Below are 27,000 nucleotides of genomic sequence, written 5' to 3' on the forward strand. Positions count from 1 at the left end.
AGTATGGGCGAGGTGGTGCGGTATGTGTACAGACTTCGGCCTGGTCGCAGGGCCGAGGCCGCGTTGCTGGCCGAGTGGGGGCGGTGCCGATGGTTGTGGAACGAAGCTGTCCACCAACAGAAATCTGGGAACAAGCCGACGTTGGCGAAACTCGGGAAACTGCTCACGGGAGCACGAGCGAAGATGCCCTGGCTGCGGGAAGGATCCCAGGTCGCCCAGCAGCAGATGCTGCGGGACTACTCCCGCGCTCTCGACCAATCGTTCACGGTGAAGGGTCGGGGTCGTCCAGTCGTGAAGTCCCGGAAAAAGACCTTGCCGTCGCTGGAATACACGACCCGCGGGTTCGGGATCAGCAGCCAGGGGCGGTTGACCCTGCCCAAAGGCGTGACGATTCCGGTGGTGTGGTCGCGGGAGTTGCCGGCGCCACCGACCTCGGTCCGCGTCTACCGAGACAGTCTCGGTCACTGGTATGCCTCGTTCGTGGTTCGTCGCGAGGTGCTCGACTATCCATGTAGTGCGGGTGGTGTCGGGATCGACTGGGGTGTGTCGGTCACTGCCACTGCCAGCGATCTCGCCTTCGATCTGCGCTATCAGGGTCATCGGAAACGTTGTGCCGCTGAACTTGCTCGTGCGCAGCGGAAGATGTCGCGTCGCCGTCGCAAGGGCCGCTCCCACAGTCGCGGCTATATCGAGGCGAAGCGGCAGGCGGCGAAGCTGGCCAAGAAAGCCGCCCGTCAAACCGCGCACGACTCGCGCGTGTGGGCCAAGCGGGTGGTCGATGCGCACGCTCTGATCGCCATCGAGGATTTCAAGCCAGTGTTTCTGGCCAAGTCGTCGATGGCGCGAAAGGCCGCTGATGCTGCGATCGGTGCGGCAAAACGCGCAGTGATCGAGCGTGCCGGGCGGGCCGGGCGGAGGGTGGTGTTGGTGCGGCCCGCTTATACGACGATGACGTGCAGTTGTTGTTTCGCGAGAGCCAAGCGACTCGACCTGCACGAGCGGAATTTCCATTGCGATGGTTGCGGTTACACAGACTGTCGTGATCGGAACGCTGCCAAGGTGGTCTTGGCTGTGGCAGAACGGGGCCACACCAGTGTTGATGATATGAGACAAGCAGGTCACCTCCGTCGGGAGTGTGGTCTGGTTGCGGTCTGAGCTGGAAATCTCCCGCCTTCCGGCGGGAGAACCGTTAACGGCGTTCCGATCCCACGACCCACATGGAGAAGTACTGCGAGCCGCCGCCGTAGGCGTGACCCAGCGCCTTGCGGGCATTGTCGACCTGATAGTCACCGGCCCGGCCCATGACCTGTTTGGCGGCCTCGGCGAACCGGATCATGCCGGAGGCCCCGATCGGGTTCGAGGAGAGCACCCCGCCGGACGGGTTCACCGGAAGCGCACCGCCGATCTCGGTTTCGCCTTTGTCGGTGAGCTTCCAGCCGTCACCGGGGGCGGCGAAACCGAGGTTCTCCAGCCACATCGGTTCGAACCAGGAGAAGGGGACGTAGATTTCGGCGGCGTCGATCTCGGCCAGTGGATCGGTGATCCCGGCCTGCGCCCACAGGGCCTTCGCGGCTTCCTGGCCGGCCTGCGGGTTCACCTGGTCGCGGCCGGCGTAGGCCAGCGGCTCGGTGCGCATGGCGGTGGCGTGGATCCAGCCGACCTTCTTCCCGGACGCTTCCACCGCGGCCGCCGACTTCTCACCACCGATGACCACGGCGCAGGCACCGTCGGAGGAGGGGCAGGTCTCGTCGAACCGGATGGGGTCCCACAGCATCTGCGAGGCCAGCACCTCTTCGGCGGTCTTGTCGCCCTGCTTGAGATGGGCGTGCGGGTTCTTGGCCCCGTTGCGCCGGTCTTTGGCCGCCACCGTCGCGCCGATGTGCAGGGGCGCGTTCGAGCGGCGGATATAGGACCGCACATGCGGGGCGAAATAACCGCCCGCACCCGCACCGACGGGCATGGTGAATGGAACCGGAATCGACAACGCCCACATGGCATTCGACTCCGACTGCTTCTCCCAGGCGATGGCGAGCACCTTCTCGTGCACACCGCCCTGCACCATGCTGGCGGCCACACAGGCGGTGGAACCGCCGACCGAACCCGCGGTGTGCACGCGCAACAGCGGTTTCCCGGGGGCGCCCAGCGCGTCGGCCAGGTACAGCTCGGGCATCATCATGCCCTCGAACATGTCCGGCGCCTTGCCGATGACGATAGCGTCGATATCGGCCATGGTCAGGTCGGCATCGGCCAGCGCCCGGTCGATCGCCTCCCGGCACATCCCGGCCATCGAGACATCGCTGCGCTTGGCGACGTGATGGGTCTGTCCGGTGCCCAGCACCGCGGCGGGGAAACTCATCGGCCGGCCTCCGAATTCAAAACGGTCACAAGGTTCTGCTGCAGGGCCGGGCCGCTGGTGGCATGTGCCAGGGTGCGGCCCGCGGTGCCCGCCATGATGGGCAGCGCGGCGTAGCCGATGCGCTCCAGCCCGGTGGCGAACATAGGATTGCCGGCCAGCGCGCCGCCGGACGGGTTGACCTTCGTCTCCGGCTTCAGACCGAGCGCCTCGGTCAGGATGAGCTGCTGGTGGCTGAACGGCGCGTGTAGTTCGGCGACGTCGATACCGCTGGTGTCGCCGGTGGTCACCGCCTGTCCCGCGGCGGCGGCCGACGGCGAGGTGGTCAGGTCACGGGCGCCCAGCACACTGGAATCGATCCGGTGCGCCATCCCGGTGATCCAGGCGGGACGCTCGGTCAGCTCACGGGCACGGTCGCCGACCGCCAGCACGATGGCCGCGGCGCCGTCGGTGACGGGTGCGCAGTCGTGCTCCCGGAGCGGGTCGGCGACATAGGGGCCGGCGAGCAGATCGTCGATCGATTTCCCGTCGACGGTGTGCGCGGCCGAGACCGCGGCCATATCGCGCTCGGTCCAGCGGCCGGCGTCCAATCCCGCCCGGGCCTGCAGCCCGGCGATGGCCAGCGAATCCGGCCACAGGGGCGTGACCAGGTAGGGGTCGAGCTGGGTGGACAGCACCTGGCGCAGCGTGCTCGCGGAGGATTTCCCGAAGCCGTAGACCAGCGCGGTCTGTACCTGGCCGGTGCGCAGTTTCACCCACGCTTCGTACAGAGCCCAGGCGGCGTCCATCTCCACATGGGATTCGTTGATCGGCGGTACGGCACCGATCGAATCGATGGCGGAGATGAACGAGAAGGATCGCCCGGCCAGGTAGTCCGACGATCCGGAGCACCAGAAGTCGATATCGGACTTGGTGATGCCCAGCTGGTCGTAGAGCTGCTGGAAGCAGGGCACCAGCATCTCCACCCCGTTGGTGGTGCCGTAGGTCTCCGACACATGCGGTGCGTGCGCGAAGCCGACGACGGCGATCTCGGTGGCGTTGTCGATGGAACGCTCGGTGATGGTCACGCGGGGAGCCCTCTCACAGGTGATGCTTGTAGGTGTCGTAATCGGCATCCGGCTCGCCGGTCGGCTCGAAGTGGCTGATATTGGCCATGGTGTAGTCCCACTCCTCGCGCGGCTTCCAGACCACCTTGACCCGCATACCCATCCGCACCTCGCTCGCGTCGCAGCCGAGCACGAGGTGCAGGAAAGGTATATCCGCGCCGTCGAGCAGGACATACGCCGCCACATACGGCGGTTTGATCCGCTGCCCGAGGAACGGCACGTTCACGATGCAGAAAGTGGTGACCGTAGCGGTCTCGGCCAGTTCGACCGTTTCCGCGGTGGACCGGCCGTCCATGGGGTCCACGCCGCGCGGCGGGAAGTACACCTTGCTGTTCGCATCGGCCCGCGCGCCGATGAGCTTGCCCTCTTTCAGGCCGCGCAGGAAGGTGCTCTCCTCAGGGGAGGCGGTGTGCTTGTAGTCCATCCCGATCGGGGTGGTGATGATGGTGACCGGGTCGGCGTCCGAGGCCGGGGCCGGCTCCGCCGTCGGGGTCTCACCGGGCTCGAAGCAGACGATGTCGTGGATGGTGCCGGTGAGTTCGCCGGCCCAGCGGGCCGTCACCCGCAGGCCGGTGGCGATCTGCTCCGGGCTCTCGACATCGACCGCGTGCAGCAGCGCGGTGTCCGCGCCGTCGAGCTGGATCAACGCGTAGGCGAACGGCCGGTCGAAGGGCTGACCGGGCAGCGGGTCGCGGACCCAGGTCCAGGACTTCACCGTGCCGGTGGTGGCGACCTCCACGAACTCCGACAGCGGTTCGGCGGTCACCGGGTCGAATTCGGCCGGTGGTACGAGCACCCGGCCGTCCGAACCCCGGATACCGAAGACGCGTCGCTCGCGCAGGCCGGTAAGGAACTTGCCGATGATGGGTCCCACGGAGCGCGTGTAGTCGAACTCCATCCGCAGGGGCGCACTGAGCACATCGCTCGGTTTCAGTCCCGGCGGGCGTTCCTGCGTAATTACCGTGGGTGCAGTATTCCCCTGATTCACGATATCGAGTAGAACAGGTTCTTATTCTGCTGGCAAGCAGTAGGCCGGAAGGGGTCGGATATGAAGTTCGGATTGCAACTCGGGTACTGGAGCGCGGGGCCGCCGGAACATGCCGCCGAGGTCGTCGTGGCGGCCGAGGAGGCCGGGTTCGACGCGGTGTTCGCCGCCGAGTCCTGGGGATCGGATGCCTTCACCCCGCTGGCCTGGTGGGGTTCGGCGACCGAGCGGGTACGGCTGGGGACCTCGGTGGTGCAGCTGTCGGCCCGGACCCCCACCGCCACCGCCATGCACGCGCTCACCCTCGATCATCTCAGCGGCGGGCGGGCGATCCTGGGCCTCGGCGTCTCCGGCCCGCAGGTGGTGGAGGGCTGGTATGGGCAGCCGTTCGCCAAACCGTTGCAGCGGACCCGCGAATACGTCGATATCGTGCGCCAGGTGCTGGCCCGGCAGGGCCCGGTGACCAACGACGGGCCGAACTATCCGCTGCCCTACAACGGTGCGGGCGCGACCGGCCTGGGTAAACCGCTCAAGCCGATAACCCATCCGCTACGTGCGGATCTGCCGATCTGGCTGGGTGCGGAGGGGCCCAAGAATGTGGCGCTGACCGCGGAGATCGCCGACGGCTGGCTCGCGATCTACTACACGCCCCGCATGGCGGATGTGTACAACGAATGGCTGGACGAAGGTTTCGCCCGCCCGGGTGCCCGGCGTTCGCGGGAGGACTTCGAGATCGCCGCGACCGCGCAGGTGATCATTACCGACGACCCCGCGGCCGAGATCGAACGGATGCGCTGGATCACCTCGCTCTACATCGGCGGGATGGGCGCACCGGAACTGAACTTCCATGCGCAGGTGTACCGCCGGATGGGCTACGAGAAGGAAGTCGACGAGATCGGCACGCTGTTCCAGGCGGGCAAGAAGGCTGAGGCCGCGGCCGCGGTACCGGACGAGCTGGTACTGGAGACCGCGATCATCGGCAACGAGACCCAGGTGCGCGAGCAGATCGCGGTGTGGGAGGCCGCGGGTGTCACCATGCTGTTGGTTTCGGTGCCCGATGTGGAGCAACTGAAGCGTTTGGCGCCACTCGTCGGCGCCCGGTGAACTTGTTCCAGAATTGCTCTTTCTACCGATACCCGCCGGAGGCACCCGGCGGGTATCGGGTCGCACCCGCGGCGTCGCCGTGTAGTGCGGTAGAAGCCGTCCCGGGGAGATGCATCGACCGAGCCGCGCCGGGTTGGTCCGAATCCTCGGTCGCGCGAGGGCGCTCCCTGTTGTCGGTTCCTTGCCCGCGCTTCGCGCGCATGATCAGGGCTATCCGCACCCGTCGCCAAGATCCTCACAATCCCTCTCGGGAGCTGTTGACCGAGACCGAAGCGCGATCCAAGGGGATCGTCCCACTGATCCGTGGATGACCTACGCCAGTCGAGTTCCGAGTGCTCATCCGCACAGTGCGTGGGTGAGCAAGCCGCGGATGTCCACGGTGGCGGGTGTACCGGTGTAGGTGACGGTGACCGCACGCCCGGCCGCGGTGGCACCGGAGATGGCGGAGAAGCCACGCACGTTGCCTATGTGGCCGATATATTGTGCACCGCAAGGTAATTGGGTGTAGCCGACGCCGAGCCCGTAGGACATGCCGTCACCTTTGCCCATATCGCTTCCATCGAGCATCTGCTCGAGTTGGGTTGGCGGCACCACCTGTCCGGCCGACAAAGCGGTGAAGAACCGGTTCACGTCGGCGCCCGTGCTCACCAGCGCGCCCGATGTCCACGGCAGCGACGGCTCTATCCGCGTCTGGTCGGTGACGATGCCGTCGATAGTGCCATAGCCGGTCGGATGTGGCTCGCGCAGAGCGGTTTCGCCGGTCGCCGGCAGGTATGTGTCCTGCATGCCCAGCGGAGTGAGGATGCGGTCGCGCAGTTCATCGGCGTAGGGGCGTCCGGTCACCGCCTCGATCAGCATGCCGGCGACGATGTAGTTGGTATTGGTGTATTCGAATTGGCTACCCGGGGTGAACTGTGCGGGGTGCTGCAGCGCAAGTGCGATCTCCTGTGCTGGGGTGAAGGTGCGACCGGTGCGCGCCGCCTCGTACTCATCGATCTGCGGGGAGTAGGCCGGTTCGGGTATACCGCTTCGGTGTCCCAGGATCTGGCGGACGGTGATGACGTGTCCGTCTACACCGTCTCCGGCGAGCAAACCGGGTAGATACTCCTCGATCGGCCGGTCGAGGTCGAGCTTGTTCTCAGCCACCAGTTGCAGCGCGATCGTGGCGGTGAAGGTCTTGGTGATGCTACCGATCCGGACATGCTCGGGAGGATCGGTAGGCATCGGGGTCCCCGCAGCGATATCCGCGAGGCCGGAGGTCACGACGGTGGTAGCACCGTTGTCGGTGAGTGTGGCAATAGTCCCGACAGCACCCGAGCCGACGATTGCGTCGAGGTCGTCGCGTACGTTCTCCACACGGGCAAGGGCAACCGTAGGGGCGGTGGACTCTGCCGAGTGCGCTGTGCAGCCGGCGAGGAGCGCCGCGGTTGTGCAGATCGAGAGGACGAAGACTCGTTTGTGCATGATTCGACGGTAGGGATGCGAGGTCGGCAAACACATCGGACTGCGGTGCCACAGCACATAGGACCGGGGTACCGGTCTTTCGGATCATCTTCGAGTAGGTGGGTAGGTGGTCACCTGGACGGAACCGGCGCGGTCATATGGCCGGAGTGTCCGGTCTCAGGCCGGTTCGCCCGCCGGTGCCTCCGTCCATTCCGGTGGCAGACCGAACAGCGGGAACAGGCGTTCGGTATCGAGGAAGAAGTTGAGCCCGGTGATCACACCGTCGCGCATCTCCAGGACCGTGATCGACCACGGGAGCCAGCGGCCCGGCTCGCCGCTCGGCTTGTAGTGGCCGAAGGCCGGATGGCCGTTGGCTCCGGCCAGCGGCACCATGCGCGAGCCCCGGCAGGCCGCACCGGTACCGAGCATGAACTCGGCCACGTTCTCCGGGCCGGACACCCAGAGATCGAACGGCGGCATGGACAGCGCCACATCGCTTTTCAACAGGGTGGTGAGCGCGTCCATATCGTAGGACTCGAATGCCGTCACGAAGTTCTCGACGAGTTGGCGCTGATCGTCGTCGGTTTCGTCGTAGGTGTCGGTATCGGCCGGCCGGACCTTGCTCATGGTGGCACGCGCCCGCTGCAGGGCGCTGTTCACCGAGGCGGTACTCATGGTGAGCGCCTCGGCGGTCTCGTTGGCGGAGAAGCGCAGGACCTCGCGCATGATCAGGATGGCGCGCTGCGTGGCGGGCAGATGCTGGCAGGCGGCGACGAATGCCAGGCGCAGGCTGTCCTTGGCGGTGGCGTGCTCGGCGGGGTCGGCGCCGAAGGCGAGCGAGTTGGGGATGGGCTCGACCCAGACGTAGTCCGGCTGCGGGGACGGCAGGGGCCGGTCCGGTGTCGACGGGCCGGACAGATCCATCGGCCGGGCGCGGCGCTGCGGGCCGTCGAGCATATCCAGGCAGATATTGGTGGTGATCTTGTAGAGCCAGGACCGCAGGCTGGCCCGGCCTTCGAAGGAGTCGTAGGACTTCCAGGCCCGGGTGAATGCGTCCTGGACGGCGTCCTCGGCTTCGAAGGACGACCCCAGCATGCGGTAGGCGTAGGCGCACAATTCCCGTCTGTGCACCTCGAAGGATCTCATGACATCGGCGTCGACAGTGCCGGTCTGCTCGCTCATGCGTGCCACTGTGGCACAGGGCACCGACATGTGAACAGAGGATGAAACGCGGCTTTTTCGGTCGGTTTCACATATGTATCACCAGGCCCCAGCTGCCACAGTCCGCAGCGCACGGGCAGACTGCCGCGCCCGTCCGTCGGCTTCGGCCGGGTCGACGCCGTTCCGCGGGGCCGGGTTCCGGCACCGGGGGCGCGTCGTTTCGGCGGGATCGGTCCGGCACCGATGATTTTCCGGGGCGGCCCGCGTCCGAACCTTTGCAGCCGGCGAAACGCAGACCACCCTCCCGAAAGGACCGAAACCGTGAGCAGCAAGATGATTTTCGTGAACCTACCCGTCACCGACCTGGGGCGGTCCAAGAACTTCTACGAAGCGCTCGGATGGAAGGTCAACGACGATTTCACCGACGACAATGCCGCCTGCATCGTGGTCGACGACAATATCTGCCTGATGCTGCTGACCCATGGGCATTTCGGCACTTTCAGCCGGCGGCCGATCGCCGATACCCGGGCCGCCACCGGCGCCGCGTACGCACTGTCGCTGAGCAGCGCCGAGGAGGTCGACCGGCTGACCGCGGCCGCGGTGGCCGCGGGCGGTACCGAGGAGATCAATACGGACAAGCAGGCCCAGGAGGCGCAGGTCGGGATGCACGGCCGGACCTTCCTGGACCCCGACGGCCACCAGTGGGAGCCGTTCTACATGAATTACCCCGGCGCGTAGTCACGCCTGCGTGAATGTCCCCGGGCCGGCCCAGGGTTGCGATCGCCGCACCCTCTCGATCGAGAGGGTGCGGCGACCTCTGAAACCAAGGGCGAGGCCGGGGAGTTCGGTTCTTCGCTGGACGGCACCGGCGTACAGGTCCCCGGCGGGAATGGCGTTCGTCCGGCTGAGCGGCGGCGCGGGATCCCCGTCCGCGGCGTATTCCGGCGCGCCGGTGGCAGCGTCCGGTCTACAGGGGAAGCGGCTGAACCCGAACGTGGCCGGATCGGGCTTCCGTTTACTTGCCGCTGAAGTTCGGCTTGCGCTTTTCCTTGAACGCCTTGGGGCCCTCCTTGGCGTCGGCGGACTGGAAGACCGCCATACCGAGTTTGGCGTCGATCTGGAAGGCCTCTTCCTCGGGGATGCATTCGCTGTCGCGGATGGTCTGCAGGATCGCCTGCACCGCGAGGGGGCCGTTGGCCGCGATGAGATCCGCCAGTTCGAGCGCCTTGTCCAGCGCCCGGCCGTCCGGCACCACATGGCCGATGAGGCCGATGTCCTTTGCCTCGGCGGCGCTCAGATGCCGGCCGGTGAGCAGAATATCGGCGGCAACCGTGTAGGGGACCTGACGGACCAGCCGGACCGCGGAGCCGCCCAGCGGGAACAGACCCCAGCGGGCCTCGGACACCCCGAACTTCGCGCTTTCGCCCGCGACCCGGATATCGGTGCCCTGCAGGATCTCGGTTCCACCGGCGATGGCCGCGCCCTCGACCGCCGCGATCAGCGGTTTGGTGAGCCGGCGGCCCTTCAGCAAAGCCTCGATTTTCGACAGGTCCCAGCCTCCGCCCGCGAACGAATCGCCAGGATGCTGCTGGGTCATGCCCTTGAGGTCGGCGCCTGCGCAGAAGGCCCCGCCCGCGCCGGTCAGGATCGCGACGCGAATGTCCGGATCACTGTCGACCTGATCCCAGGCGTCCCGCATGATCGCCATCATCTCGGTCGAGAGCGCGTTGCGCGCCTCGGGGCGGTTCATGGTGACGATGAGGACATGGCCGCGCTTCTCGACGAGGCATTGAGGCATCGTTGTTTCTCCTGTTACTCGGACCCTTGCCAGAAACAGTAACACGTTCTATTTTTGACCTTGTGACGTACAACATAGCCGACCTCGTCGAACACACCATCGACCTTGTGCCGGACCGGGTTGCGCTGGCTGACGACCACCGCTCGGTGACCTTCGCCCAATTGGAGGACCGCGCGAACCGGCTGGCGCACTACCTGCTGGAACACGGTGTCCAGCCGGGCGACAAGGTCGGTATCTACTCACGCAACACCATCGAGGCCGTGGAGTCGATGCTGGCGGTGTTCAAGGCGCGGGCGGTGATGGTCAACGTCAACTTCCGCTACGTCGAGAACGAGTTGCAGTACATCTTCGAGAATTCGGACATGGTGGCGCTCATCCACGAGCGGCGCTACACCGACAAGGTGGTGAACGTCCGGTCGAAGGTCCCGCAGCTGAAAGCGGTGCTGATCGTCGACGACGGCACGGACGCCGCCACGCCCGCGGACGCGGTGGACTACGAAGTGGCACTGGCGGAATCGTCGGGTGAGCGTGATTTCGGCGATCGGTCCAACGACGACATCTTCATGATCTACACCGGCGGCACCACCGGTATGCCCAAGGGCGTGATGTGGCGGCACGAGGACTGGTGGCGGGTACTCGGCGGCGGTATCAACTTCATGACCGGTGAGTACGTCCAGGACGAATGGCAGCAGGCCAAAACCGGCGCGGCCGGCGGCCAGATGGTGCGCTACCCGATTCCGCCGCTCATCCACGGCGGGTCGCAGACCGCGGTCTTCCACGGTCTGTTCGACGGTGGCAAGACCATCATGATCCCGGAGTTCGACGCGCACGTCGTCTGGCAGGCCGTGGACGCGCACGGCATCAACATGATCTTCATAACCGGCGACGCCATGGCCCGTCCGATGCTGGACGCGCTGAAGGCCGGCCATCCGGCGACCGGTGAGCCCTACCAGCACACCAGCCTGTGGGCGATGGCCAGCAGCGCGGCCCTGTTCTCGCCGGCCCTCAAGGACGAGTACATCGACCTGCTCCCGAATACCGTCATCACCGATTCGATCGGCTCCTCGGAAACCGGTTTCGGCGGCATCTCCATCGCCGCCAAGGGTGCGACGCACACCGGCGGTCCGCGGGTGAAGATCGATGCCTCCACCGCGGTGATCGACGAGGACGGCAAGCCGGTCGTCCCGGGATCCGGGCAGACCGGTGTGCTGGCGCGCAAGGGGCATATCCCGATCGGGTACTACAACGACCCGGTGAAAACCGCGGCGACCTTCAAGGAGTACGACGGCGTTCGCTACTCCATTCCCGGCGACTGGGCGCGGGTCGAGGAGGACGGCACCGTGACCATGCTCGGGCGCGGTTCGGTCAGCATCAACAGCGGCGGCGAGAAGATCTACCCCGAAGAAGTCGAGGGCGCGCTGAAATGCCATCCCGAGGTATTCGACGCGCTGGTGGTCGGCGTCCCGGACGAGCGCTGGGGGCAGCGGGTGGCGGCCGTGGTGCAGTGTCGCGGCGGCAAACGCCCCACCCTGGAGGAACTGCGCCCGGTGCTGACCCGGGAGATCTCCCCCTACAAGATGCCCCGCAGCCTGTGGTTCGTCGACGAGATCAAGCGGTCGCCGGCGGGTAAGCCCGACTACAAATGGGCCAAGGCGCAGACCGAGGAGCGCGACGCCGACGAGCACGGGTCGGCGGGCAACGCCTCGTAGCTTGGTCTGGCGTGGGAAGGCCGCCGGGCGACCGGCGGCCTATTACGCACGCTCCGATCTATCCTGGCTCGAAGGAATCCAGAAGTGGAGGGCAGGCGGGGTATGGAGCAATTCGCCGACGACGTGCAGCCGAATGAGTCCGACGAACGTTCTCGGTTGTTCGATCGAGCCGCAGACTACGTCCTGGCGGTGAGTGTCGAGCTGAATAGTAGGCTCACCTGAGGGGTGTGCGGCTTTCGTTCACTGCACTGGAACGATCAGGTCCACCGTCGGGAAGTAGCCCTTGAAACGTTGCTCGTCCCGCGTCAGCAGCCGGTAACCGGCCACTGCGGCGTGCGCGCCGATATAGAAGTCGGGCATGGGGGAGCGTTTCGTACCGTCGTTTCGCCGATAGCGCTGGTAGGCCTTGCCTGCCAGAAAACCGGCTCGGAAGGGCAATGGTTCCCGGACGAAGTCCTCGGCCGGTAGCAAGCTGTCCAGCAGTTCGACCGTGTCGTAGCCGACCGAGACTTCTGCGTACACTATCGGATTGATCACTACCCGACCGAAGTCGACAGCCTCCGCCAGTCTTTCCGCCGACCACTGTGCCCAATTCTTGTCGTCGGTCAGTACGTCCAGTAGTACGCAGGAGTCGACCAGCGTTGTCGGGCCACCGATCGAGCGCAGGTTAGTCGCCACGAAGCAGTTCCATGATCTCGTCGGTGCTCATACCCTCGATCTCTTTGCTGTCGGCGGTGCCGCGCATCCGGTCGACCAGCCGCTGGCCGCGGGTGGGGGTGTTATCGCTCCGGACGATCCGGAGTGCGCCATCGACTTCGATCACCTCCACATCGTCGCCCTCGCGAAGGTTGAACCTCGCACGTAAGGCCGAGGGGATGGTGACCTGCCCTTTGCTGTTGAGTATCACCGCGCGCTCTCCCGTCATACGTAATACGTGTATTACGTAATACTACGCGCGGCGATATCGCACGACGAGAGGGCAGATCAGGCGGACTCGGGGACGTACTGCGCCAGGGGGAGCAGGTGGTCGGTGGCCCCGCCCAGGGCGAACTCGTTGCGGGTGGCGGCGGTGAAGTAGTTGTGCGCGATGTGGTCGCGGTCGATACCGACGCCGCCGTGTACGTGGACCAGGGTGTGGGCGACCTGATGGCCCGCCTCGGCGGCCCAGAATTTCGCGGTGTGCACGGCCCCCGTGGCGTCCAGGCCCTCCGCGAGCTGCCAGGCGGCCTGGGTGACGGTCAGCCGCAGGCCCTGGAGGCTGATATAGCTGTCGGACAGGCGCTGGGCCACGGCCTGGAAGCTGCCGATGGCGCGGCCGAACTGCTCGCGTTCGCGGGCGTAGTCGGCGACCAGTTCCAGGGAGCGTTCGAGGGTACCCAGCTGCTGGGCGGCCAGGCCGAGCCAGGCGCGGTCGAGCAGCCAGCCCAGGATCCGGGCGCCGTCGTCGACGGTGCCGAGTAGTTCGGCCGGCGCGTCGGAGAACTCGACCAGCGATTCGGCGCCACGGTCGGTCACCTGCTGGGGGGTCACAGTGACGGAGGCGGCCGCGGGGTCGACCAGGAAGACGGCGGCGACTCCGGACACCGTCGCGGGTACCAGGATCCGGGCCGCGCGGTCGGCGACCGGGACCGTGGTCTTGGTGCCGGTGACGCGCCAGCCGGCGTCGGTCTCGGTGGCGGTCGTGGTGGGGCGGGCCGGTTCCCAGTTGTGTTCCTCGGCCAGGGCCACGGTCAGGATCGCGGTGCCCGCGCCGGCGTCGGTGGCGAGCTGCTGCTGCGCGGTGGACCCGAACTCGGCGAGCGCGCCCGCGCCCAGGACGACCGACCACAGGTAGGGGACCGCGGCGACGGACTTGCCGAGTTCGCGCAGGATCGCGGTCTGCTCCAGCGAACCGAAGCCGCTGCCGCCCACTTCCTCGGGCAGGGCGGCGGCGAGCACGCCGGTCTCCGCGAGCGATTTCCACAGCGGCTCGTCGAATTTGGCGGTCCCGCGATCCAATTCGCGCAGGCGGTCGGCGGTGACCAGTTTGTCGCAGACCTCGCCGGTGAGCCGGGCCAGATCGGACTGGGCTTCGGTGGGGGTGAAATCCATGGTGAACTCCTGAATCGGGGGTCAGCGGCCGGAGGCGGGCTGCTTCAGAGCGGTCATGGCGATGATGTCGCGCTGCACTTCGTTGGTGCCGCCGCCGAAAGTGAGGATCAGGGCGGCGCGATGCATCCGCTCGAGCCGGCCGCGCAGGACCGAGCCGGGGGAGTCCTGCCGCAGCGAGGCCTGCGGACCGAGCACCTCCATGAGCAACCGGTAGGCCTCGGTGGACAGTTCGGTGCCGTAGACCTTGCAGGCCGAGGCGTCCCACGGGCGCGGCGCGGCGTCCCCGCCCGCGTCGGCCCGGCTGGCGATCTCCCAGTTCATCAACTTCAGGTATTCGACCTTGGCGTGCACCCGGGCCAGATTGAGCTGCACCCATTCGCGGTCGAAGATGCGGGAGCCGTCCGCGGCCTTCGTCTCCTTGGCCCACGCGGTCGTCTGGGCCAGGGCCAGCTGCAGCGCGGCGGCGGAGGTCAGGGCGACCCGTTCGTGGTTGAGCTGATTGGTGACCAGCGGCCAGCCGCCGTTCTCCGGACCGACCAGCGAGGTGACCGGAACCCGCACATCCTGGTAGTAGGTCGCGCTGGTGTCGGGGCCGGCCATGGTGTGCACCGGGGTCCAGGAGAAGCCCTCGGCGTCGGTGGGCACGATCAGCATGCTGATGCCCTTGTGCTTCTTGGCGGTGGGATCGGTCCGCACGGCCAGCCAGATGTAGTCGGCGTAGGCGATGAGGCTGGTCCACATCTTCTGGCCGTTGATCACGTAGTCGTCGCCGTCGCGCACCGCCGTGGTGCGCAGACTCGCGAGGTCGGTGCCCGCGCCGGGCTCGGAGTAGCCGATGGCGAAGTGCAACTCACCGGCGGCGATCTTGGGCAGGAAGAACTTCTTCTGCTCGTCGCTGCCGTAGTGCATGATCGTCGGCGCGACCGAGTTGATGGTCAGGAACGGCACCGGGGCGCCCGCGATGGCGGCTTCGTCGGTGAAGATCAGCTGATCCAGCATGGGCCGGTTCTGGCCGCCGAACTCCTCGGGCCAGCCCAGGGCGAGCCAGCCGTCGCGGCCCATCTCCGCGACGACCTCGCGGTACACATTGCCCTGGCCGTACTCGCCGGTCTGGGAGCTGAGCGCGGCCCGCCGCTCGGGGGTGATCAGCCGCGCGAAGTATTCGCGCAACTCGGCGCGTAGCCGGTCATGTTCCGGGGTATACGCAATGCGCATGGCGGTACCTCGAGCCTTCGTTCTACGGGATTGGAGATGGGCCGGGATGTGGGATCGCGCCGCGCTCCCCCTCTGAGAGCGCGGAATGGATCTCCGATACCTTGCCCCGATCATTGCATATGCACTGAAACATGTTCCAGTATTGAAGGGTAATCAGCCCATGTAGCCAGTCTCGTCGGCCGTCGCTTGTTAGGCTTCGGCCATAGGGCGGGAAAAGGAGTTTCGATGAAGGTCAGCGTTGACTTCGATCAGTGCGAAGCGAACGGAATCTGTGCGGGAATCGCTCCCGACGTCTTTGAACTCGATGACGAGGACATGCTGCACGTCGCCGAGGGCGAGGTTGCGCCCGATCAGGAGTCGCAAGTGGCCGAAGCGGTCGCGCAATGCCCGAAAGCGGCGTTGCGTTTGCTGTGAATCGGCTCTTGCCGTGAATAAGAACACGTTCTAGAGTCGGCCCGGTGAGCGATACAGATACCAGCCTTGCCGGGCGAGTTGCGATCGTGACCGGAGCGGGTGCGGGCCTCGGTAAGGCCGAAGCGCTCGCCCTGGCCGCCGCCGGGGCCTCGGTCGTGGTCAATGACCTGGCCGAGTCCGACGCCGTGTCCGAGACGCTGGAGCAGGTACGGGCACTCGGCGCCAAGGCCGAGTTCGTGGCCGGCAGTGTCGCCGAGCGGTCCACCGCCGACGCCTTGATCGCCGCGGCCACCGAATCCTTCGGTGGCCTGGACATCGTGGTCAACAATGCGGGTATCACCCGCGACAAGATGCTGTTCAACATGTCCGACGAGGACTGGGACGCGGTCCTCGCGGTGCATCTGCGCGGGCATTTCCTGCTGACCCGCAATGCCGGTGCCTACTGGCGGGCGAAGTCGAAGGAAGCCGGTGCGCCGGTCTACGGCCGGATCGTCAATACCTCTTCCGAAGCCGGTCTGCTCGGTCCGGAGGGGCAGGCCAACTACGCCGCCGCCAAGGCCGGTATCACCGCTCTCACGCTGTCCGCCTCACGTGCGCTGAACCGGTTCGGTGTCCGGGCCAATGCCATTTGCCCGCGAGCGCGCACCGCCATGACCGAACAGGTCTTCAACGCGGCCCCCGAGGGCGAGGTCGATCCGCTCTCCCCCGAGCATGTGGCGCGATTGGTGGCCTACCTGGCCGCTCCCGCGGCCGACGCGGTCAACGGGCAGGTGTTCGTCGTGTACGGACCCATGGTCGCGTTGATGGCCGCGCCGGAGGTCGAGCGGCGGTTCGACGCCCCGGGCGCGCAGTGGTCAGGTGACGATCTGGCCACCACGCTGACCGGTTACTTCGCCGGGCGCGAACAAGGTCGTACGTTCTCTGCAACGGCTCTGCACGAACTGGGTTGAGTGTCGGCATCGGAGCGGGTAACGGGGTTTGGGCCCCGAACGCGCCCGAGGAGAGTTGAACAACCGTCCAGTTATTGGTAAACAGAGTGGTCGTACTGTGCCCGGCCTCACACAATGATGCTCAAGGCGTATGAATCGTGTTTCAATCCCGCTGTCTGGGATTGAGACAAGTTTCCAGTTCAGAAGCCTCAAAATGGCCCCAATCAGGAAATGAACATGTTCTACTTAGCGGGGCGTGCGCCGGGGTGTCTCCCGAGCTGCCGCCAGCGGGACCAGTAGTCGGGCAAGGAGGATCTACAGTGACCGAGGTCCTTACCGTGCCATTGCGGGCCGTCGGCGGATTCTTCGAACTCGCCGCGGCTGTGGCCCGGGCAAGCCTGCGCCGGCCGTTCCAGATGCGCGAGTTCATCGATCAATCGTGGTTCGTCGCGCGAGTGTCCATCATCCCGACACTCCTCGTGGCCATACCCTTCACCGTGCTGGTGAGTTTCACCCTGAACATCCTGCTGCGCGAGATCGGCGCCGCGGACCTCAGTGGCGCGGGCGCGGCCTTCGGCGCGGTCACCCAGGTCGGCCCGATCGTCACCGTGCTCATCGTGGCGGGAGCGGGCGCCACCGCCATCTGCGCGGACCTCGGCGCCCGCACCATCCGTGAAGAGATCGACGCCATGAAGGTGCTCGGTATCGACCCGATCCACCGCCTGGTGGTCCCCCGCGTACTGGCGTCGATGTTCGTGGCGCTGCTGCTGAACAGCCTGGTGTGCACCATCGGCATCGTGGGCGGATTCCTTTTCTCGGTCTATCTGCAGGATGTGAACCCCGGCGCGTTCGTCAACGGCATCACCCTGCTGACCCATCTCCCCGAATTGCTCATTTCCGCGGTCAAGGCCGGCCTTTTCGGCTTGATCGCCGGCCTGGTGGCCTGCTACCTGGGTTTGAACGTCAAAGGTGGTCCCAAAAGTGTCGGTGATGCGGTGAACCAGACAGTGGTTTTCGCCTTCATGGCGCTGTTCGTGGTGAATGTCGTGGTCACCGCCGTCGGCCTCAAATTCGCGGTGCGGTGATATGTCGGCCTCGGTGATAATCCAGTCCCGCTTCCCCAAATTCGTCCGCCGTGTCCGTCGCTGGTCCACTTCCCTCGACAATCTCGGCAAGCAGGCGGTGTTCTACGGCAAGGCGATCGGCTCCATGCCGCGCGCGCTGGTGCACTACCGCACCGAGACGATCCGGCTCATCGCCGAGATCAGCATGGGCAGCGGTGCGCTCGCGGTGATCGGCGGCACCGTGGTGATCGTCGGCTTCCTGACCCTCTTCTCCGGCGGCACCATCGCGGTGCAGGGCTACAGCTCCCTCGGCAATATCGGCGTCGAGGCGCTGACCGGCTTCTTCGCGGCATTCCTCAATGTCCGCATCGCCGCCCCGGTGATCTCCGGAATCGGCCTGGCGGCCACCATCGGGGCGGGTTCCACCGCTCAGCTGGGGGCTATGCGGGTGGCCGAGGAGATCGACGCCCTGGAAGCCATGGCGATCCGGCCGGTGCCGTACCTGGTGGGCACCCGGGTGCTCGCCGGAATGATCGCGATCGTGCCGCTCTACGCGCTGGCCGTGATCGCGTCGTTCATCGCCAGCCGATTCGCCACCGTCGTCATCTACGGTCAGTCGGCCGGTGTGTACGACCACTATTTCTCCACATTCCTGATTCCGAGCGACATTCTGTGGTCGTTCGCCCAAGCCATTTTCATGGCGCTGGCGGTGATGATGATCCATACCTATTACGGCTACCACGCGGCCGGCGGCCCGGTGGGGGTGGGCGTCGCGGTGGGTAACGCGGTGCGCAGCTCGCTGGTCGCCGTGGTCACGGTGACGCTGCTGATCTCCCTGGCCGTCTACGGCACCTCCGGCAACTTCAATCTTTCCGGATAGCCGCGATGACGGGACTGATGCGAGCGAACAGCAAGGGGACCGGGGCGTCGAACGCCACCGCGGGTGGGTCGTCCCGCGGTGGCGAGGACCCCTGGGCCCCCGTCGGGGTCAACCGCTGGACTGCGGCCCGCGAGAAGGCCGGGCTGAAACTGGCCGGGGCGGGCATGGTGCTGGCGGCGGTGGCGGCCGTGACCGTCTCCCTGACCATGTTCTTCGGCGGCTTCACCCCGAGCGTCGAGGTGACCGTGTCCGCGCCGCGCAGCGGCCTGGTGCTCGATCCGGACGCCAAGGTGAAGGTGCGCGGGGTGCAGATCGGGCGGGTCGCCGGAATCGACCGCACGCCCGGCGGTACGAACCTGCGACTGGCCCTGAACCCGGACCTGCTGCACCTGGTCCCGGCCAACTCGACCGTCGATATTCGTTCGACCACGGTCTTCGGCGCCAAGTACATCAACTTCGTGATCCCGCAGCAGCCCGCCGCGAAATCCCTGCAACCGGGCGCCCTCCTGGCGGCCGATCAGGTGACCGTCGAGTTCAACACACTGTTCCAGCATCTCAGCGATGTCCTCGCCGATGTGCAGCCGGAGAAACTGAGCGCCACGCTGACCGCCCTGGGCACGGCATTGCAGGGCCGCGGCGTCAGCCTCGGGCAGCTGCTCGCCGACAGCGACGCCTACCTGCGCGAGATCAACCCGATGCTGCCCACCCTGCAGCGCGACCTGAACACCACGGCCGCGGTGAGCAACCTGTACGCCGATGTCTCCGGTGATCTGCTGCGCACCGTGGACGGCGCGACGGTCAGCAGCCGCACCCTCACCGAATCCGAATCCGATGTCGACTCACTGCTGGCGAACATCACCGGTCTCGCCGACACGACGGGTGCCGTGCTGCGCGACAACGAGGGACAGATCAATACCGCCCTGGACCTGCTGCGCCCGACCGGTGAGCTGCTGAACGGGTACAAGGAAGCGTTGTTCTGCCTGATCGGCGGTAGCGCCAAGGCGCTGCCGCTCGGTGAGGCGGTCTTCGGCGGCGGACAGGAAGGTGTCGCCCTGAACACGGGATTCATGTACGGGTCTCCGCCCTACACCTATCCGAACGATCTGCCGAAGGTGAACGCCACCGGCGGGCCGCAGTGCGCGGGTCTGCTGGACCGGGTGCCGGACAGCCATTCCAACTACGTCGTCACCGACACATCGGAAGGCCATCCCTACACGCCCGTGACGAAACTACAACTCAACGCGCCCAAGGTTTTCCAGGTATTGTTCGCCGGACTCCCGGGGGTGGGACAGCCATGAGGAACACCGGTACCACCGTCAAACTCGCCGTCTTCACACTGGTGATGACCCTCATCTTCGCCGGACTCGCGGTGGTCTTCTCCCAGATGCGTTTCTCCCGGGAAACCGGCTACCACGCGGTCTTCACCAGCGCCTCGGGCATGCTTCCCGGCGACAAGGTCCGGATCGCCGGGGTGCCGGTCGGGTCGGTGTCGTCGGTGAAGGTCGACGACGAATACCACGCGCACGTGAAGTTCGATGTCGACACCAAATACAAGCTGCTGAACAGTACCCGCGCGACCATCCGGTACGAGAACCTCGTCGGCGACCGCTATCTGGAACTGATGGAGGGCCCCGGTGAGGCCACCACCCTGCACAAGGGCGGCACCATCGGACTGGATAAGACCGCACCCGCACTCGACCTGGACATGCTGCTGGGCGGGTTCAAACCACTGCTGCGCGGGCTGAACCCGGCGCAGGTCAACGATCTGACCAATGCGCTGCTGCAGATCTTCCAGGGGCAGGGCGGCACCCTGGTCGAGCTGCTCAACAGCGGCGGGTCCTTCACCAGAACCCTCGCCGACCGGGACGCGCTCATCGGCAGCGTCATCGACAATCTGAACTCGGTGCTGAAAACCATCGACGACCGCGGCGACCAGTTCGCCACCACCATCGACGAACTGCGCCGTCTGGTGAGCGGGCTGGCCGCGGACCGCGACCCGATCGGTGCCGCGCTACCCCGGATCGCCGATGCCACCGCCGCCACCACCGATCTGCTGGCGCAGGCCCGCCCCGATCTGGCGGCGACCATCGCGCAGACCGGGCGGCTGGCCACGAATCTCGACAACGGTTCGGACACCGTGCAGTGGGTGCTGGACAAACTGCCGGCCACCTACCGCAAGCTGATCCGCATCGGTTCCTACGGTTCGTTCCTGCAGCTGTACGTATGCCGGACGAACTTCCTGATCGACGGTCCGGACGGGAAACCGCTGCTGCTCGAACTACCCGGTGAGCAGACGACCGGAAGGTGTGCCAGCGAATGAAAGAGCAATCGCGCGCGGTGACCATCGGCATCGTCGGCCTGGTGCTGGCCGCGGCGGTCGCGCTGTCGGCCCTGCAATTCGAACGCCTGCCCTTCATCCGCGGTGGTGCCACCTTCACCGCCTACTTCGCCGACGCCGGCGGCCTGGTGACCGGTGACGACGTCGAGGTCGCGGGGGTGCGTTCGGGCAAGGTCGAGGATGTGAGCCTGGACGGCGCGCAGGTGCTGGTGCGGTTCAGCCTCGACGAATCGATCGTGCTCGGTGACAAGACCTCGGCCGCCATCAAGACCAATACGGTGCTGGGCCGTAAATCGCTGGCCGTCGCCCCGGCCGGCGACGGGGCCCTGAAGGTCACCGACACCATTCCGCTCGGCCGCACCACCTCGCCGTACTCGCTGAACGAAGCACTCAGCGATCTGGCCGGCACGGTGGGCGACCTGGACCTGCAGAAGGTGAACCAGACCCTGGACACGCTGTCGGCCGCCTTCGCCGATACGCCGGCGCCGCTGCGGTCCGCACTGGACGGGGTCACCGCGCTATCCCGCAGTATCAACGCCCGTGACCAGGCGCTGTCGGATCTGCTGACCCGCGCCCAGGACGTCACCAAAATCCTGGCCGACCGGGCCGATTCCATCAACGCCCTGCTGGTGGACGGTAATCAGCTGCTCGGCGAACTGGACCGGCGGCGAACCGCGATCAGTCAGATGATCGTGTACGTCAACGCGCTCGCCCAGCAGCTGTCCGGGCTGGTGCACGACAACGAGGCCCAGCTGCAGCCGGCGCTGGACAAACTCAACTCGGTACTGGACCTGCTGGAACGCAACCGGGACAACATCAACGGCGCGCTCGACGGCCTGGGCCCGTTCGCCGCGGCGCTCGGTGAACAGGTCGGCAGCGGCCCGTACTTCAACGCCTACGTCGTCAACGCCAGCAGTGAAACACTGCACCCGCTGGTGGACGCGCTGGTGTGGCCGCAGCACCTGCCCGAATCGCTGCGCGCCTATCTGCTCGAACCCGGTCCCAAGATCGGCCCGTCCGTACAGGAGCCGCCCCGATGATGCGATCCCTTCGCCTTCGCTCCGGGCTCCGCGGACCGCATGAATTCGCTCCGAGAAGGAGCGATGCTGCGATGTCTTCATCTCGGTTTCGGTCTCCGCGGTCACGCGGGTTCTCCGAGGAGGACCCGATGAGGTGCGATACCTCCGCCTTCGCTGCGGCCTCCGCGGATCGCATGTCTGCGCTTCGGGGAGGCTCGCTGATGCGATACCTCCGCCTTCGCCACGACCTCCGCCGACCGCATGAATTCGCGCCGATAAGGAGTGACGCTGCGATGGCTTCGTCTCGTTTCGGGCTTTGCGGGCCGCATGAACCTGCTCCGAGGAGGATTCTTTGTCGACTCTGACGGACAAGGTTCGGGCCATTCCACGTAAGTGGGTGGCGATCGTTGCCGGTGTCGTGGTGGTCGCGCTGGTCGCCTTCGGCGGGTACACGGCCTACCAGCGGATCACCAAGAACGAGGTCACCGCCTACTTCACCTCCACCAGCGGTCTCTACGCGGGTGACGAGGTGCGGGTGCTGGGCGTGCCGATCGGCCGGATCGACAGCATCGAACCGGGCAAGGATCAGGTGAAGGTCACGATGTCGGTGGACGGCAGCGTCGACCTGCCCGCCGACGCGCGAGCGGTGATCATCGCGCCGTCGCTGGTCTCGGCCCGGTTCATCCAGATCGCGCCCGCCTACACCGGCGGCGACACTCTCGGTGACGGCGCCGTGATCCCGATCGACCGCACCGCGGTCCCGGTCGAATGGGACGACATCAAGACCGAGCTGAACAAACTGTCCACCGCTCTCGGGCCGGTCGGGGACGACCCGCAGGGTTCCTTCGGCCGGTTCGTGGACACCGCGGCCGACAACCTGGACGGTAACGGCGACCGGTTCCGCGCCACCCTGCACGAACTCTCGGCCACCCTGACCACCCTGTCCGACGGCCGCACCGATCTGTTCGGCACCATCCGGAACCTGCAGAAGTTCGTGGATGTGCTGTCCAAGAGCAACGATCAGATCGTGGAGTTCGGGGGCCGGCTCGCCTCGGTGTCCTCGGTGCTGGCCGGGGTCTCCCAGGATCTCGGCGCCGGTCTGGACAACCTGGATCTGGCGCTCGGCGATGTGCACCGGTTCCTGGACGGCAGCGGTACCGAACTCACCGAGGGCGTGCAGCGGCTGGCCGATGTCACCCAGATCCTGGTCGACAAACGGCCGCAACTGGAACAGGCACTGCATTCGGGCCCGACCGCGCTGGTGAACTTCTACCAGATCTACAAACCCGCCCAGGGCACGCTGACCGGAGCCATCTCGCTGAACAACTTCGCCGATCCGCTGAGCTTCCTGTGCGGCTCGGTACGCGCGCTCGAACAGAACGAATCCGAGACCAGCGCCGACCTGTGCGCACAGTACCTCGCCCCGGTGCTCAGTTCGCTGGCCATGAACTATTTGCCCATCATGACCAACCCCGCGACCGGTGTCACGGCGTTCCCGAACCAGCTGCAGTACACGACACCGGATCTCGCCGGGAAGGTCGATCCGCAGAAGGTGGGTCCGCCGGCCGCGCCCGAACCGGCGCCGATCACCGTGCCGGCCGGGGTCGCGGGGCTGGCCATCCCCGGTGTGCAATTGCCCGGGATTCCCGGTCTGCCCGGAGGAGGACGATGATGCGCCGGCTCGAGTTGCGGGCGCCGGGCGCCCGGTACCGGATCGCCGCGGTGGCCGCGGGGGTGACGCTGGCGCTGTCGGCCACGGGCTGTCAGTACGACGGACTCAACTCGCTGCCGATGCCCGGCACCGAGGGCACCGGCGAAGGTGCCTACGAAGTTCGCATCCAGATGCCGAACGTGACGACGCTGACCCGGAATTCACCGGTGCGCGTCGACGATGTCGCAGTCGGCACGGTGACCGATATCGAGGTCGAGGACTGGCACGCACTGGTCACGGTATCGCTGAACCCCGGCGTGGTGCTGCCGGCCAACTCCACCGCCAAGATCGGGCAGACCAGCCTGCTCGGCAGCAACCATGTGGAGCTGGCGCCGCCGACCGGGGTGCCGCCGGAGGGCCGCCTGGCCGACGGCGATGTGATCCCGTTGGACCGTGCCGGTGTCTATCCGACCACCGAACAGGTGCTGTCCTCGCTGTCGGTGGTGCTCAACGGCGGCGGTATCTCGCAACTGGAGAACATCACCACCGAACTCAACAAAGCACTCGTCGGTAACGAGGACGAGGTACGCGACCTCATCCCGCAGATGAACGATCTGATCCGCAATCTCGACGCGCAGCGGGGCGACATCATCGCCGCGATGGAGGGCCTGGACCGGGTCAGCGGGCAATTCGTGCAGCAGACCGATGTGGTGGCGGCGGCCATCGAAGAGATCCATCCGGCGCTCACCGTGCTCGCCGACCGGCGGCAGAACATCACCACCACCATCACCAAACTCGGTGAACTCAGTGATGTGGTGAACCGCCTGATCGCCGCGAGCGGCGACAACCTGAAAGCGAACCTGGCCAACCTGGCCCCGGTACTGCAGACCCTCGCCGACACCGGCGCCGATCTCACCGAATCGCTGAAGATCATCGCCTCCTTCCCGTTCCCGCTGAAGAACCTGGACAAGGCGATCAAGGGCGACTATCTGAACCTGTTCATGACCGTCGACCTCACCGGCGCGCGACTGGATTCCAACTTCCTCACCGGCACCGGCCTCGGCGGTATGTTCGGCGGGGTCGAGGTCGCGCTCGGTCAGGTCGCCGGACCCGCCGGACAGCAGGGCAACCCGCTGACCACCCCGCTGGCGCCGCCGCCACCCGCGCCGGCCGGTGGGGAACAGCCGCAACCGACAATTCCAGGGCTGCCGCCGATTCCCGGCCTGCCCGCCATCCCCGGGCTCACGGTGCCGATGCCCGGGCCGCAGCCGCAAGGGGGCGAGGGCCCGTGACACTCACCCGTTTCGTTCGCATCCAGCTGACGATCTTCGCGATCCTCACCGTGGTCGGGCTGGCCGTCATGGGCGGCACCTATGTGGGCGTGCCCGCGCTGCTCGGGATCGGCCGCTACGAGGTCACGGTGGAGCTGGCGGCCACCGGGGGGCTCTACCAGAACGCCAATGTCGCCTTCCGCGGCACCAATGTCGGGGTGGTCCGCGAGGTCCGGCTCACCAGTGCAGGAGTCGAGGCGAAGCTGTCGGTCGACAGCGACTACAAGATCCCCGCCGACTCCTCGGCGCTGGTCCGCAGTGTTTCGGCGATCGGCGAACAGTACGTCGACCTGGTTCCGCCGCCGGACCCCGGCAGCGCCAACCTCTACGACGGCAGCGTGATCCCGGTGGACCGCACCGAACTCCCGCAGGATGTGGGGGCGCTGCTGGACCAGGCCGACCGCCTGCTGGCCAGCGTCGCCGACACCCGGCTGCGGCAGGTCATCGACGAGGCGTTCCGGGCGTTCAACGGCGCCGGGCCGGATCTGCAGCGCTTCATCGACTCCGCGTCGCTGCTGGTACAGGAGGCCAACGACAATGTGGGCCCGACCAAACAGCTGATCGAGCAGATCGGGCCGCTGCTGGACACCCAGGTGAACTCCGATGCCGCGATCCGCTCCTGGACCCGGGATCTGGCGACGGTCACCGACACCCTGCGCGCCCATGATCCGGCGCTGCGCAATATCCTCACGAGCGGCCCGGCGGCGCTCCAGCGGGTGACCCGGCAGTTCGAGGATCTGCGGCCGACGCTCCCGCTGCTGCTGAACAATCTGGTGAGTGTCGGCCAGGTGGGCGTCACCTACCACTCCGGCCTGGAACAGATCCTGGTGGTGTATCCGCCGCTGATCGCGGCCCTGCTCACCGCTGTCCGCGGGCCGATGGAATACGGCGCGCTGGTCGACTTCATGACCGTGCTCAACGATCCGCCGCCGTGCACCACCGGCTTCCTGCCGCCCGACCAGCGCCGCGATCCGAGCGAACTCGATACCATCGACACGCCCGAGGGCCTGTACTGCAAGGTGCCGCAGGACGACAAGACCGCGGTCCGCGGTATCCGGAACACGCCGTGTATGGAATATCCCGGCCGCCGGGCACCGAGTCCCGAATTGTGCCGCACCGGCTACGTTCCGCTCGGTACCAATCCACCCTTCGGGCCGCCGCAGCCGGTCGCCCCGACCGAACCGCCGGCGCCGGTGGCGCCCGCGGCCGCCCCCGACACGGCGCCGGGGGTTGCGGGAGTACCCCCGGCACCTGCTAGTTTCTCGGGCGCAAGCACCCCCGCCGCCGCACTCTCCTACGATCCGGCCACCGGGGTCTACACCAACAGCGATGGACGCAGCTACCGTCAGGGCGATATCGCCCCCGGCGGTTCGGGCGCCGTACCCGCGGATTGGCAGGCAATGTTCGAGGAGCAGCAACGATGAGCGAAACCAAGGACCCGCGCCGTACCCGCCGGCGGGCCAGCCGCACCGCGGGCCCGCCCCCCGCCGAGGACGCGGCGACCGAGAAGCTCGCGACCGGAGCTGCCGATCCCGGAGCGGCGGAGGAAGCGGCCGCGGAGACGGTAGCCACCAAGAAAGCAGCGGGTTCCGCCGAGCAGACCGGAAGCCCCGCCCCCGAAACCGGAGCAGCTTCCGCGAAGACTACGAAAACGGAGCCCGCGATCGCGGCGGCCGCGGCCGAGCAGGCGACGGTCGGAGGCGGCGAGAAAACCACAGCCGAGCCCGTCACCGAAAAGGTCACCCCGGGTGCAGCCGCCGAAGGGGCGCCGGAGCCCGCCGAGGCAGCGGAGAGTTCGGCGGAAACCGTACGGCTGACGAAAGCCGGGGCGGCCACCGATTCGACAGAGCAGACCGGTGACGATGCCGCGGCAGCCGAGGCCGCGACCACGGAGGCTCCGGCGTCCGGCCGGTCGTGGAAGCGGGTCGTGGCCCTCGCCGCGGCGGCTGTGCTGGTGATCGGGCTGGTCGCCGCCGCCGTCGTCTCGGTGGTCGCCGTGCAGTCCACCCAGCAGCGCGACGAACGCCGCTCCGAATACGTGGCCACCGCGCGGCAGACGGTGCTCAACCTGACCACTATTCGCGCCGATACCGCCAAAGAGGATATCGACCGCATCCTCACCATGGCCTCCGGTGAATTCAAGACCGAATTCGACGGCCGGGTGGACCCGTTCACCGAAATCGTGAAACAGGCCAAGGTCGTCTCCACCGGTGAGGTGGTGGAGGCCGCGGTCGAACGCGACGACGAGAAGTCGGCGGTGATCCTGGTGGCGGCGAAGCAGACGCTCACCAACGCGGGGTCGCAGGAACAGCAGCAGCGGTTCTATCGATTCCGGGTGACCGTGCAGCGGGCCGACGACGGCACGCTGACCGCCTCGGACGTCAAGTTCGTGGCATGAGACGGGCCAGC

The 27,000-nt window shown here is 66.7% G+C and carries 25 protein-coding genes; 15 read left to right on the forward strand and 10 right to left on the reverse strand.

Annotated elements, in window-relative coordinates; translation table 11 throughout:
- The first annotated feature begins 3 nt into the window (after nucleotides 1-3).
- Complete coding sequence (locus tag IG75_RS0117995) at nucleotides 4-1,155, forward strand: RNA-guided endonuclease InsQ/TnpB family protein (RefSeq protein WP_030522915.1); 1,152 nt, start codon at nucleotides 4-6, stop codon at nucleotides 1,153-1,155.
- 34 nt (nucleotides 1,156-1,189) lie between these two features.
- Here IG75_RS0117995 and IG75_RS0118000 read toward each other — a convergent pair whose 3' ends face one another.
- From IG75_RS0118000 to IG75_RS0118010, 3 genes are read right to left on the reverse strand one after another with little or no spacing between them, the layout of a single operon-like run.
- A complete protein-coding gene (locus tag IG75_RS0118000) occupies nucleotides 1,190-2,356 on the reverse strand; it encodes a thiolase domain-containing protein (protein WP_030522914.1) in 1,167 nt (388 codons plus the stop codon).
- A complete protein-coding gene (locus IG75_RS0118005) occupies nucleotides 2,353-3,420 on the reverse strand; it encodes a thiolase domain-containing protein (protein WP_245713429.1) in 1,068 nt (355 codons plus the stop codon). Before IG75_RS0118005 ends, IG75_RS0118000 begins: the two co-directional genes overlap by 4 nt.
- Before the next feature lie 13 nt (nucleotides 3,421-3,433).
- Nucleotides 3,434-4,447, reverse strand: coding sequence for a Zn-ribbon domain-containing OB-fold protein (locus IG75_RS0118010; protein WP_373863789.1), 1,014 nt, complete (start codon nucleotides 4,445-4,447; stop codon nucleotides 3,434-3,436).
- A 60-nt stretch (nucleotides 4,448-4,507) separates the two neighbouring features.
- Here IG75_RS0118010 and IG75_RS0118015 point away from each other — a divergent pair, with 60 nt between their 5' ends.
- Nucleotides 4,508-5,548, forward strand: coding sequence for an LLM class F420-dependent oxidoreductase (locus IG75_RS0118015; RefSeq protein ID WP_030522911.1), 1,041 nt, complete (start codon nucleotides 4,508-4,510; stop codon nucleotides 5,546-5,548).
- Between the two features lie 336 nt (nucleotides 5,549-5,884).
- Here IG75_RS0118015 and IG75_RS0118020 read toward each other — a convergent pair whose 3' ends face one another.
- Together IG75_RS0118020 and IG75_RS0118025 are read right to left on the reverse strand one after the other, a co-directional pair.
- A complete protein-coding gene (locus IG75_RS0118020) occupies nucleotides 5,885-7,012 on the reverse strand; it encodes a serine hydrolase domain-containing protein (protein WP_245713430.1) in 1,128 nt (375 codons plus the stop codon).
- Between the two features lie 156 nt (nucleotides 7,013-7,168).
- Nucleotides 7,169-8,173 carry a sigma-70 family RNA polymerase sigma factor gene (locus IG75_RS0118025; RefSeq protein WP_030525804.1) on the reverse strand — a complete coding sequence of 335 codons (1,005 nt, stop codon included), beginning with the start codon at nucleotides 8,171-8,173 and terminating at the stop codon, nucleotides 7,169-7,171.
- A 300-nt stretch (nucleotides 8,174-8,473) separates the two neighbouring features.
- Here IG75_RS0118025 and IG75_RS0118030 point away from each other — a divergent pair, with 300 nt between their 5' ends.
- Nucleotides 8,474-8,890 (forward strand): VOC family protein, encoded by a 417-nt coding sequence (locus tag IG75_RS0118030; protein WP_030522908.1) that lies wholly within the window; start codon nucleotides 8,474-8,476, stop codon nucleotides 8,888-8,890.
- A gap of 277 nt (nucleotides 8,891-9,167) precedes the next feature.
- On the opposite strand, the gene IG75_RS0118035 is transcribed toward IG75_RS0118030, so the two are convergent.
- Nucleotides 9,168-9,950, reverse strand: a complete 783-nt coding sequence (locus IG75_RS0118035; RefSeq protein ID WP_030522907.1) for a crotonase/enoyl-CoA hydratase family protein — start codon at nucleotides 9,948-9,950, stop codon at nucleotides 9,168-9,170.
- 62 nt (nucleotides 9,951-10,012) lie between these two features.
- Here IG75_RS0118035 and IG75_RS0118040 point away from each other — a divergent pair, with 62 nt between their 5' ends.
- The gene (locus tag IG75_RS0118040; protein ID WP_030522906.1) at nucleotides 10,013-11,659 is read left to right on the forward strand and encodes an acyl-CoA synthetase; all 1,647 of its coding nucleotides are present in this window, start codon (nucleotides 10,013-10,015) and stop codon (nucleotides 11,657-11,659) included.
- A gap of 240 nt (nucleotides 11,660-11,899) precedes the next feature.
- Here the strand turns inward: IG75_RS0118040 and IG75_RS0118050 are convergent, their stop codons facing one another.
- The 4 genes from IG75_RS0118050 to IG75_RS0118065 are packed head-to-tail and all read right to left on the reverse strand — an operon-like array spanning nucleotide 11,900 to nucleotide 14,965.
- Nucleotides 11,900-12,337: a type II toxin-antitoxin system VapC family toxin gene (locus IG75_RS0118050; RefSeq protein WP_051714707.1), complete on the reverse strand. Its 438-nt coding sequence runs from the start codon at nucleotides 12,335-12,337 to the stop codon at nucleotides 11,900-11,902.
- A complete protein-coding gene (locus IG75_RS0118055; RefSeq protein ID WP_245713431.1) occupies nucleotides 12,327-12,584 on the reverse strand; it encodes an AbrB/MazE/SpoVT family DNA-binding domain-containing protein in 258 nt (85 codons plus the stop codon). Before IG75_RS0118055 ends, IG75_RS0118050 begins: the two co-directional genes overlap by 11 nt.
- Before the next feature lie 59 nt (nucleotides 12,585-12,643).
- Entirely contained in the window at nucleotides 12,644-13,750 is a 1,107-nt protein-coding gene (locus tag IG75_RS0118060) for an acyl-CoA dehydrogenase family protein (RefSeq protein WP_030522903.1), read from the reverse strand.
- A gap of 21 nt (nucleotides 13,751-13,771) precedes the next feature.
- Entirely contained in the window at nucleotides 13,772-14,965 is a 1,194-nt protein-coding gene (locus IG75_RS0118065) for an acyl-CoA dehydrogenase family protein (protein ID WP_030522902.1), read from the reverse strand.
- A gap of 225 nt (nucleotides 14,966-15,190) precedes the next feature.
- Here IG75_RS0118065 and IG75_RS0118070 point away from each other — a divergent pair, with 225 nt between their 5' ends.
- The 11 genes from IG75_RS0118070 to IG75_RS40280 all read left to right on the forward strand — a co-directional run bounded on the left by IG75_RS0118070 (nucleotide 15,191) and on the right by IG75_RS40280 (nucleotide 26,989).
- The gene (locus tag IG75_RS0118070) at nucleotides 15,191-15,379 is read left to right on the forward strand and encodes a ferredoxin (RefSeq protein ID WP_030522901.1); all 189 of its coding nucleotides are present in this window, start codon (nucleotides 15,191-15,193) and stop codon (nucleotides 15,377-15,379) included.
- Between the two features lie 44 nt (nucleotides 15,380-15,423).
- Nucleotides 15,424-16,329, forward strand: coding sequence for a 3-oxoacyl-ACP reductase (locus tag IG75_RS0118075; protein WP_030522900.1), 906 nt, complete (start codon nucleotides 15,424-15,426; stop codon nucleotides 16,327-16,329).
- Between the two features lie 299 nt (nucleotides 16,330-16,628).
- Nucleotides 16,629-17,393 carry an MlaE family ABC transporter permease gene (locus IG75_RS0118080; protein WP_030522899.1) on the forward strand — a complete coding sequence of 255 codons (765 nt, stop codon included), beginning with the start codon at nucleotides 16,629-16,631 and terminating at the stop codon, nucleotides 17,391-17,393.
- A 1-nt stretch (nucleotide 17,394) separates the two neighbouring features.
- The gene (locus tag IG75_RS0118085; RefSeq protein ID WP_030522898.1) at nucleotides 17,395-18,252 is read left to right on the forward strand and encodes an MlaE family ABC transporter permease; all 858 of its coding nucleotides are present in this window, start codon (nucleotides 17,395-17,397) and stop codon (nucleotides 18,250-18,252) included.
- A 164-nt stretch (nucleotides 18,253-18,416) separates the two neighbouring features.
- A complete protein-coding gene (locus IG75_RS0118090) occupies nucleotides 18,417-19,550 on the forward strand; it encodes an MCE family protein (RefSeq protein ID WP_051714759.1) in 1,134 nt (377 codons plus the stop codon).
- Nucleotides 19,547-20,572 (forward strand): MCE family protein, encoded by a 1,026-nt coding sequence (locus IG75_RS0118095; protein WP_030522896.1) that lies wholly within the window; start codon nucleotides 19,547-19,549, stop codon nucleotides 20,570-20,572. Before IG75_RS0118090 ends, IG75_RS0118095 begins: the two co-directional genes overlap by 4 nt.
- Nucleotides 20,569-21,630: an MCE family protein gene (locus IG75_RS0118100; RefSeq protein ID WP_030522895.1), complete on the forward strand. Its 1,062-nt coding sequence runs from the start codon at nucleotides 20,569-20,571 to the stop codon at nucleotides 21,628-21,630. The genes IG75_RS0118095 and IG75_RS0118100 overlap by 4 nt, the downstream gene beginning before the upstream one ends.
- 331 nt (nucleotides 21,631-21,961) lie before the next feature.
- The gene (locus tag IG75_RS0118105; RefSeq protein WP_373863790.1) at nucleotides 21,962-23,281 is read left to right on the forward strand and encodes an MCE family protein; all 1,320 of its coding nucleotides are present in this window, start codon (nucleotides 21,962-21,964) and stop codon (nucleotides 23,279-23,281) included.
- Nucleotides 23,278-24,552, forward strand: coding sequence for an MCE family protein (locus tag IG75_RS0118110; RefSeq protein ID WP_030522893.1), 1,275 nt, complete (start codon nucleotides 23,278-23,280; stop codon nucleotides 24,550-24,552). Before IG75_RS0118105 ends, IG75_RS0118110 begins: the two co-directional genes overlap by 4 nt.
- Nucleotides 24,549-26,015, forward strand: a complete 1,467-nt coding sequence (locus IG75_RS0118115; protein ID WP_030522892.1) for an MCE family protein — start codon at nucleotides 24,549-24,551, stop codon at nucleotides 26,013-26,015. The genes IG75_RS0118110 and IG75_RS0118115 overlap by 4 nt, the downstream gene beginning before the upstream one ends.
- Nucleotides 26,012-26,989 carry a hypothetical protein gene (locus tag IG75_RS40280; RefSeq protein WP_051714709.1) on the forward strand — a complete coding sequence of 326 codons (978 nt, stop codon included), beginning with the start codon at nucleotides 26,012-26,014 and terminating at the stop codon, nucleotides 26,987-26,989. Before IG75_RS0118115 ends, IG75_RS40280 begins: the two co-directional genes overlap by 4 nt.
- Nucleotides 26,990-27,000: the final 11 nt, after the last annotated feature.

Origin of the sequence: Nocardia rhamnosiphila NBRC 108938 (assembly GCF_000720425.1) — a bacterium.
GTDB lineage: Bacteria > Actinomycetota > Actinomycetes > Mycobacteriales > Mycobacteriaceae > Nocardia > Nocardia rhamnosiphila.

Excerpts from the sequence above, each read along its gene's own strand:
- IG75_RS0118085 (WP_030522898.1), top strand. The coding sequence starts at position 17,395 with ATGTCGGCCTCGGTGATAATCCAGTCCCGCTTCCCCAAATTCGTCCGC.
- IG75_RS0118025 (WP_030525804.1), bottom strand. The coding sequence starts at position 8,173 with ATGAGCGAGCAGACCGGCACTGTCGACGCCGATGTCATGAGATCCTTC.
- IG75_RS0118035 (WP_030522907.1), bottom strand. The coding sequence starts at position 9,950 with ATGCCTCAATGCCTCGTCGAGAAGCGCGGCCATGTCCTCATCGTCACC.
- IG75_RS0118100 (WP_030522895.1), top strand. The coding sequence starts at position 20,569 with ATGAAAGAGCAATCGCGCGCGGTGACCATCGGCATCGTCGGCCTGGTG.
- IG75_RS0118000 (WP_030522914.1), bottom strand. The coding sequence starts at position 2,356 with ATGAGTTTCCCCGCCGCGGTGCTGGGCACCGGACAGACCCATCACGTC.
- IG75_RS0118020 (WP_245713430.1), bottom strand. The coding sequence starts at position 7,012 with ATGCACAAACGAGTCTTCGTCCTCTCGATCTGCACAACCGCGGCGCTC.
- IG75_RS0118110 (WP_030522893.1), top strand. The coding sequence starts at position 23,278 with ATGATGCGCCGGCTCGAGTTGCGGGCGCCGGGCGCCCGGTACCGGATC.
- IG75_RS0118090 (WP_051714759.1), top strand. The coding sequence starts at position 18,417 with ATGGTGCTGGCGGCGGTGGCGGCCGTGACCGTCTCCCTGACCATGTTC.
- IG75_RS0118070 (WP_030522901.1), top strand. The coding sequence starts at position 15,191 with ATGAAGGTCAGCGTTGACTTCGATCAGTGCGAAGCGAACGGAATCTGT.
- IG75_RS0118060 (WP_030522903.1), bottom strand. The coding sequence starts at position 13,750 with ATGGATTTCACCCCCACCGAAGCCCAGTCCGATCTGGCCCGGCTCACC.
- IG75_RS0118065 (WP_030522902.1), bottom strand. The coding sequence starts at position 14,965 with ATGCGCATTGCGTATACCCCGGAACATGACCGGCTACGCGCCGAGTTG.
- IG75_RS0118055 (WP_245713431.1), bottom strand. The coding sequence starts at position 12,584 with ATGACGGGAGAGCGCGCGGTGATACTCAACAGCAAAGGGCAGGTCACC.
- IG75_RS0117995 (WP_030522915.1), top strand. The coding sequence starts at position 4 with ATGGGCGAGGTGGTGCGGTATGTGTACAGACTTCGGCCTGGTCGCAGG.
- IG75_RS40280 (WP_051714709.1), top strand. The coding sequence starts at position 26,012 with ATGAGCGAAACCAAGGACCCGCGCCGTACCCGCCGGCGGGCCAGCCGC.
- IG75_RS0118015 (WP_030522911.1), top strand. The coding sequence starts at position 4,508 with ATGAAGTTCGGATTGCAACTCGGGTACTGGAGCGCGGGGCCGCCGGAA.
- IG75_RS0118095 (WP_030522896.1), top strand. The coding sequence starts at position 19,547 with ATGAGGAACACCGGTACCACCGTCAAACTCGCCGTCTTCACACTGGTG.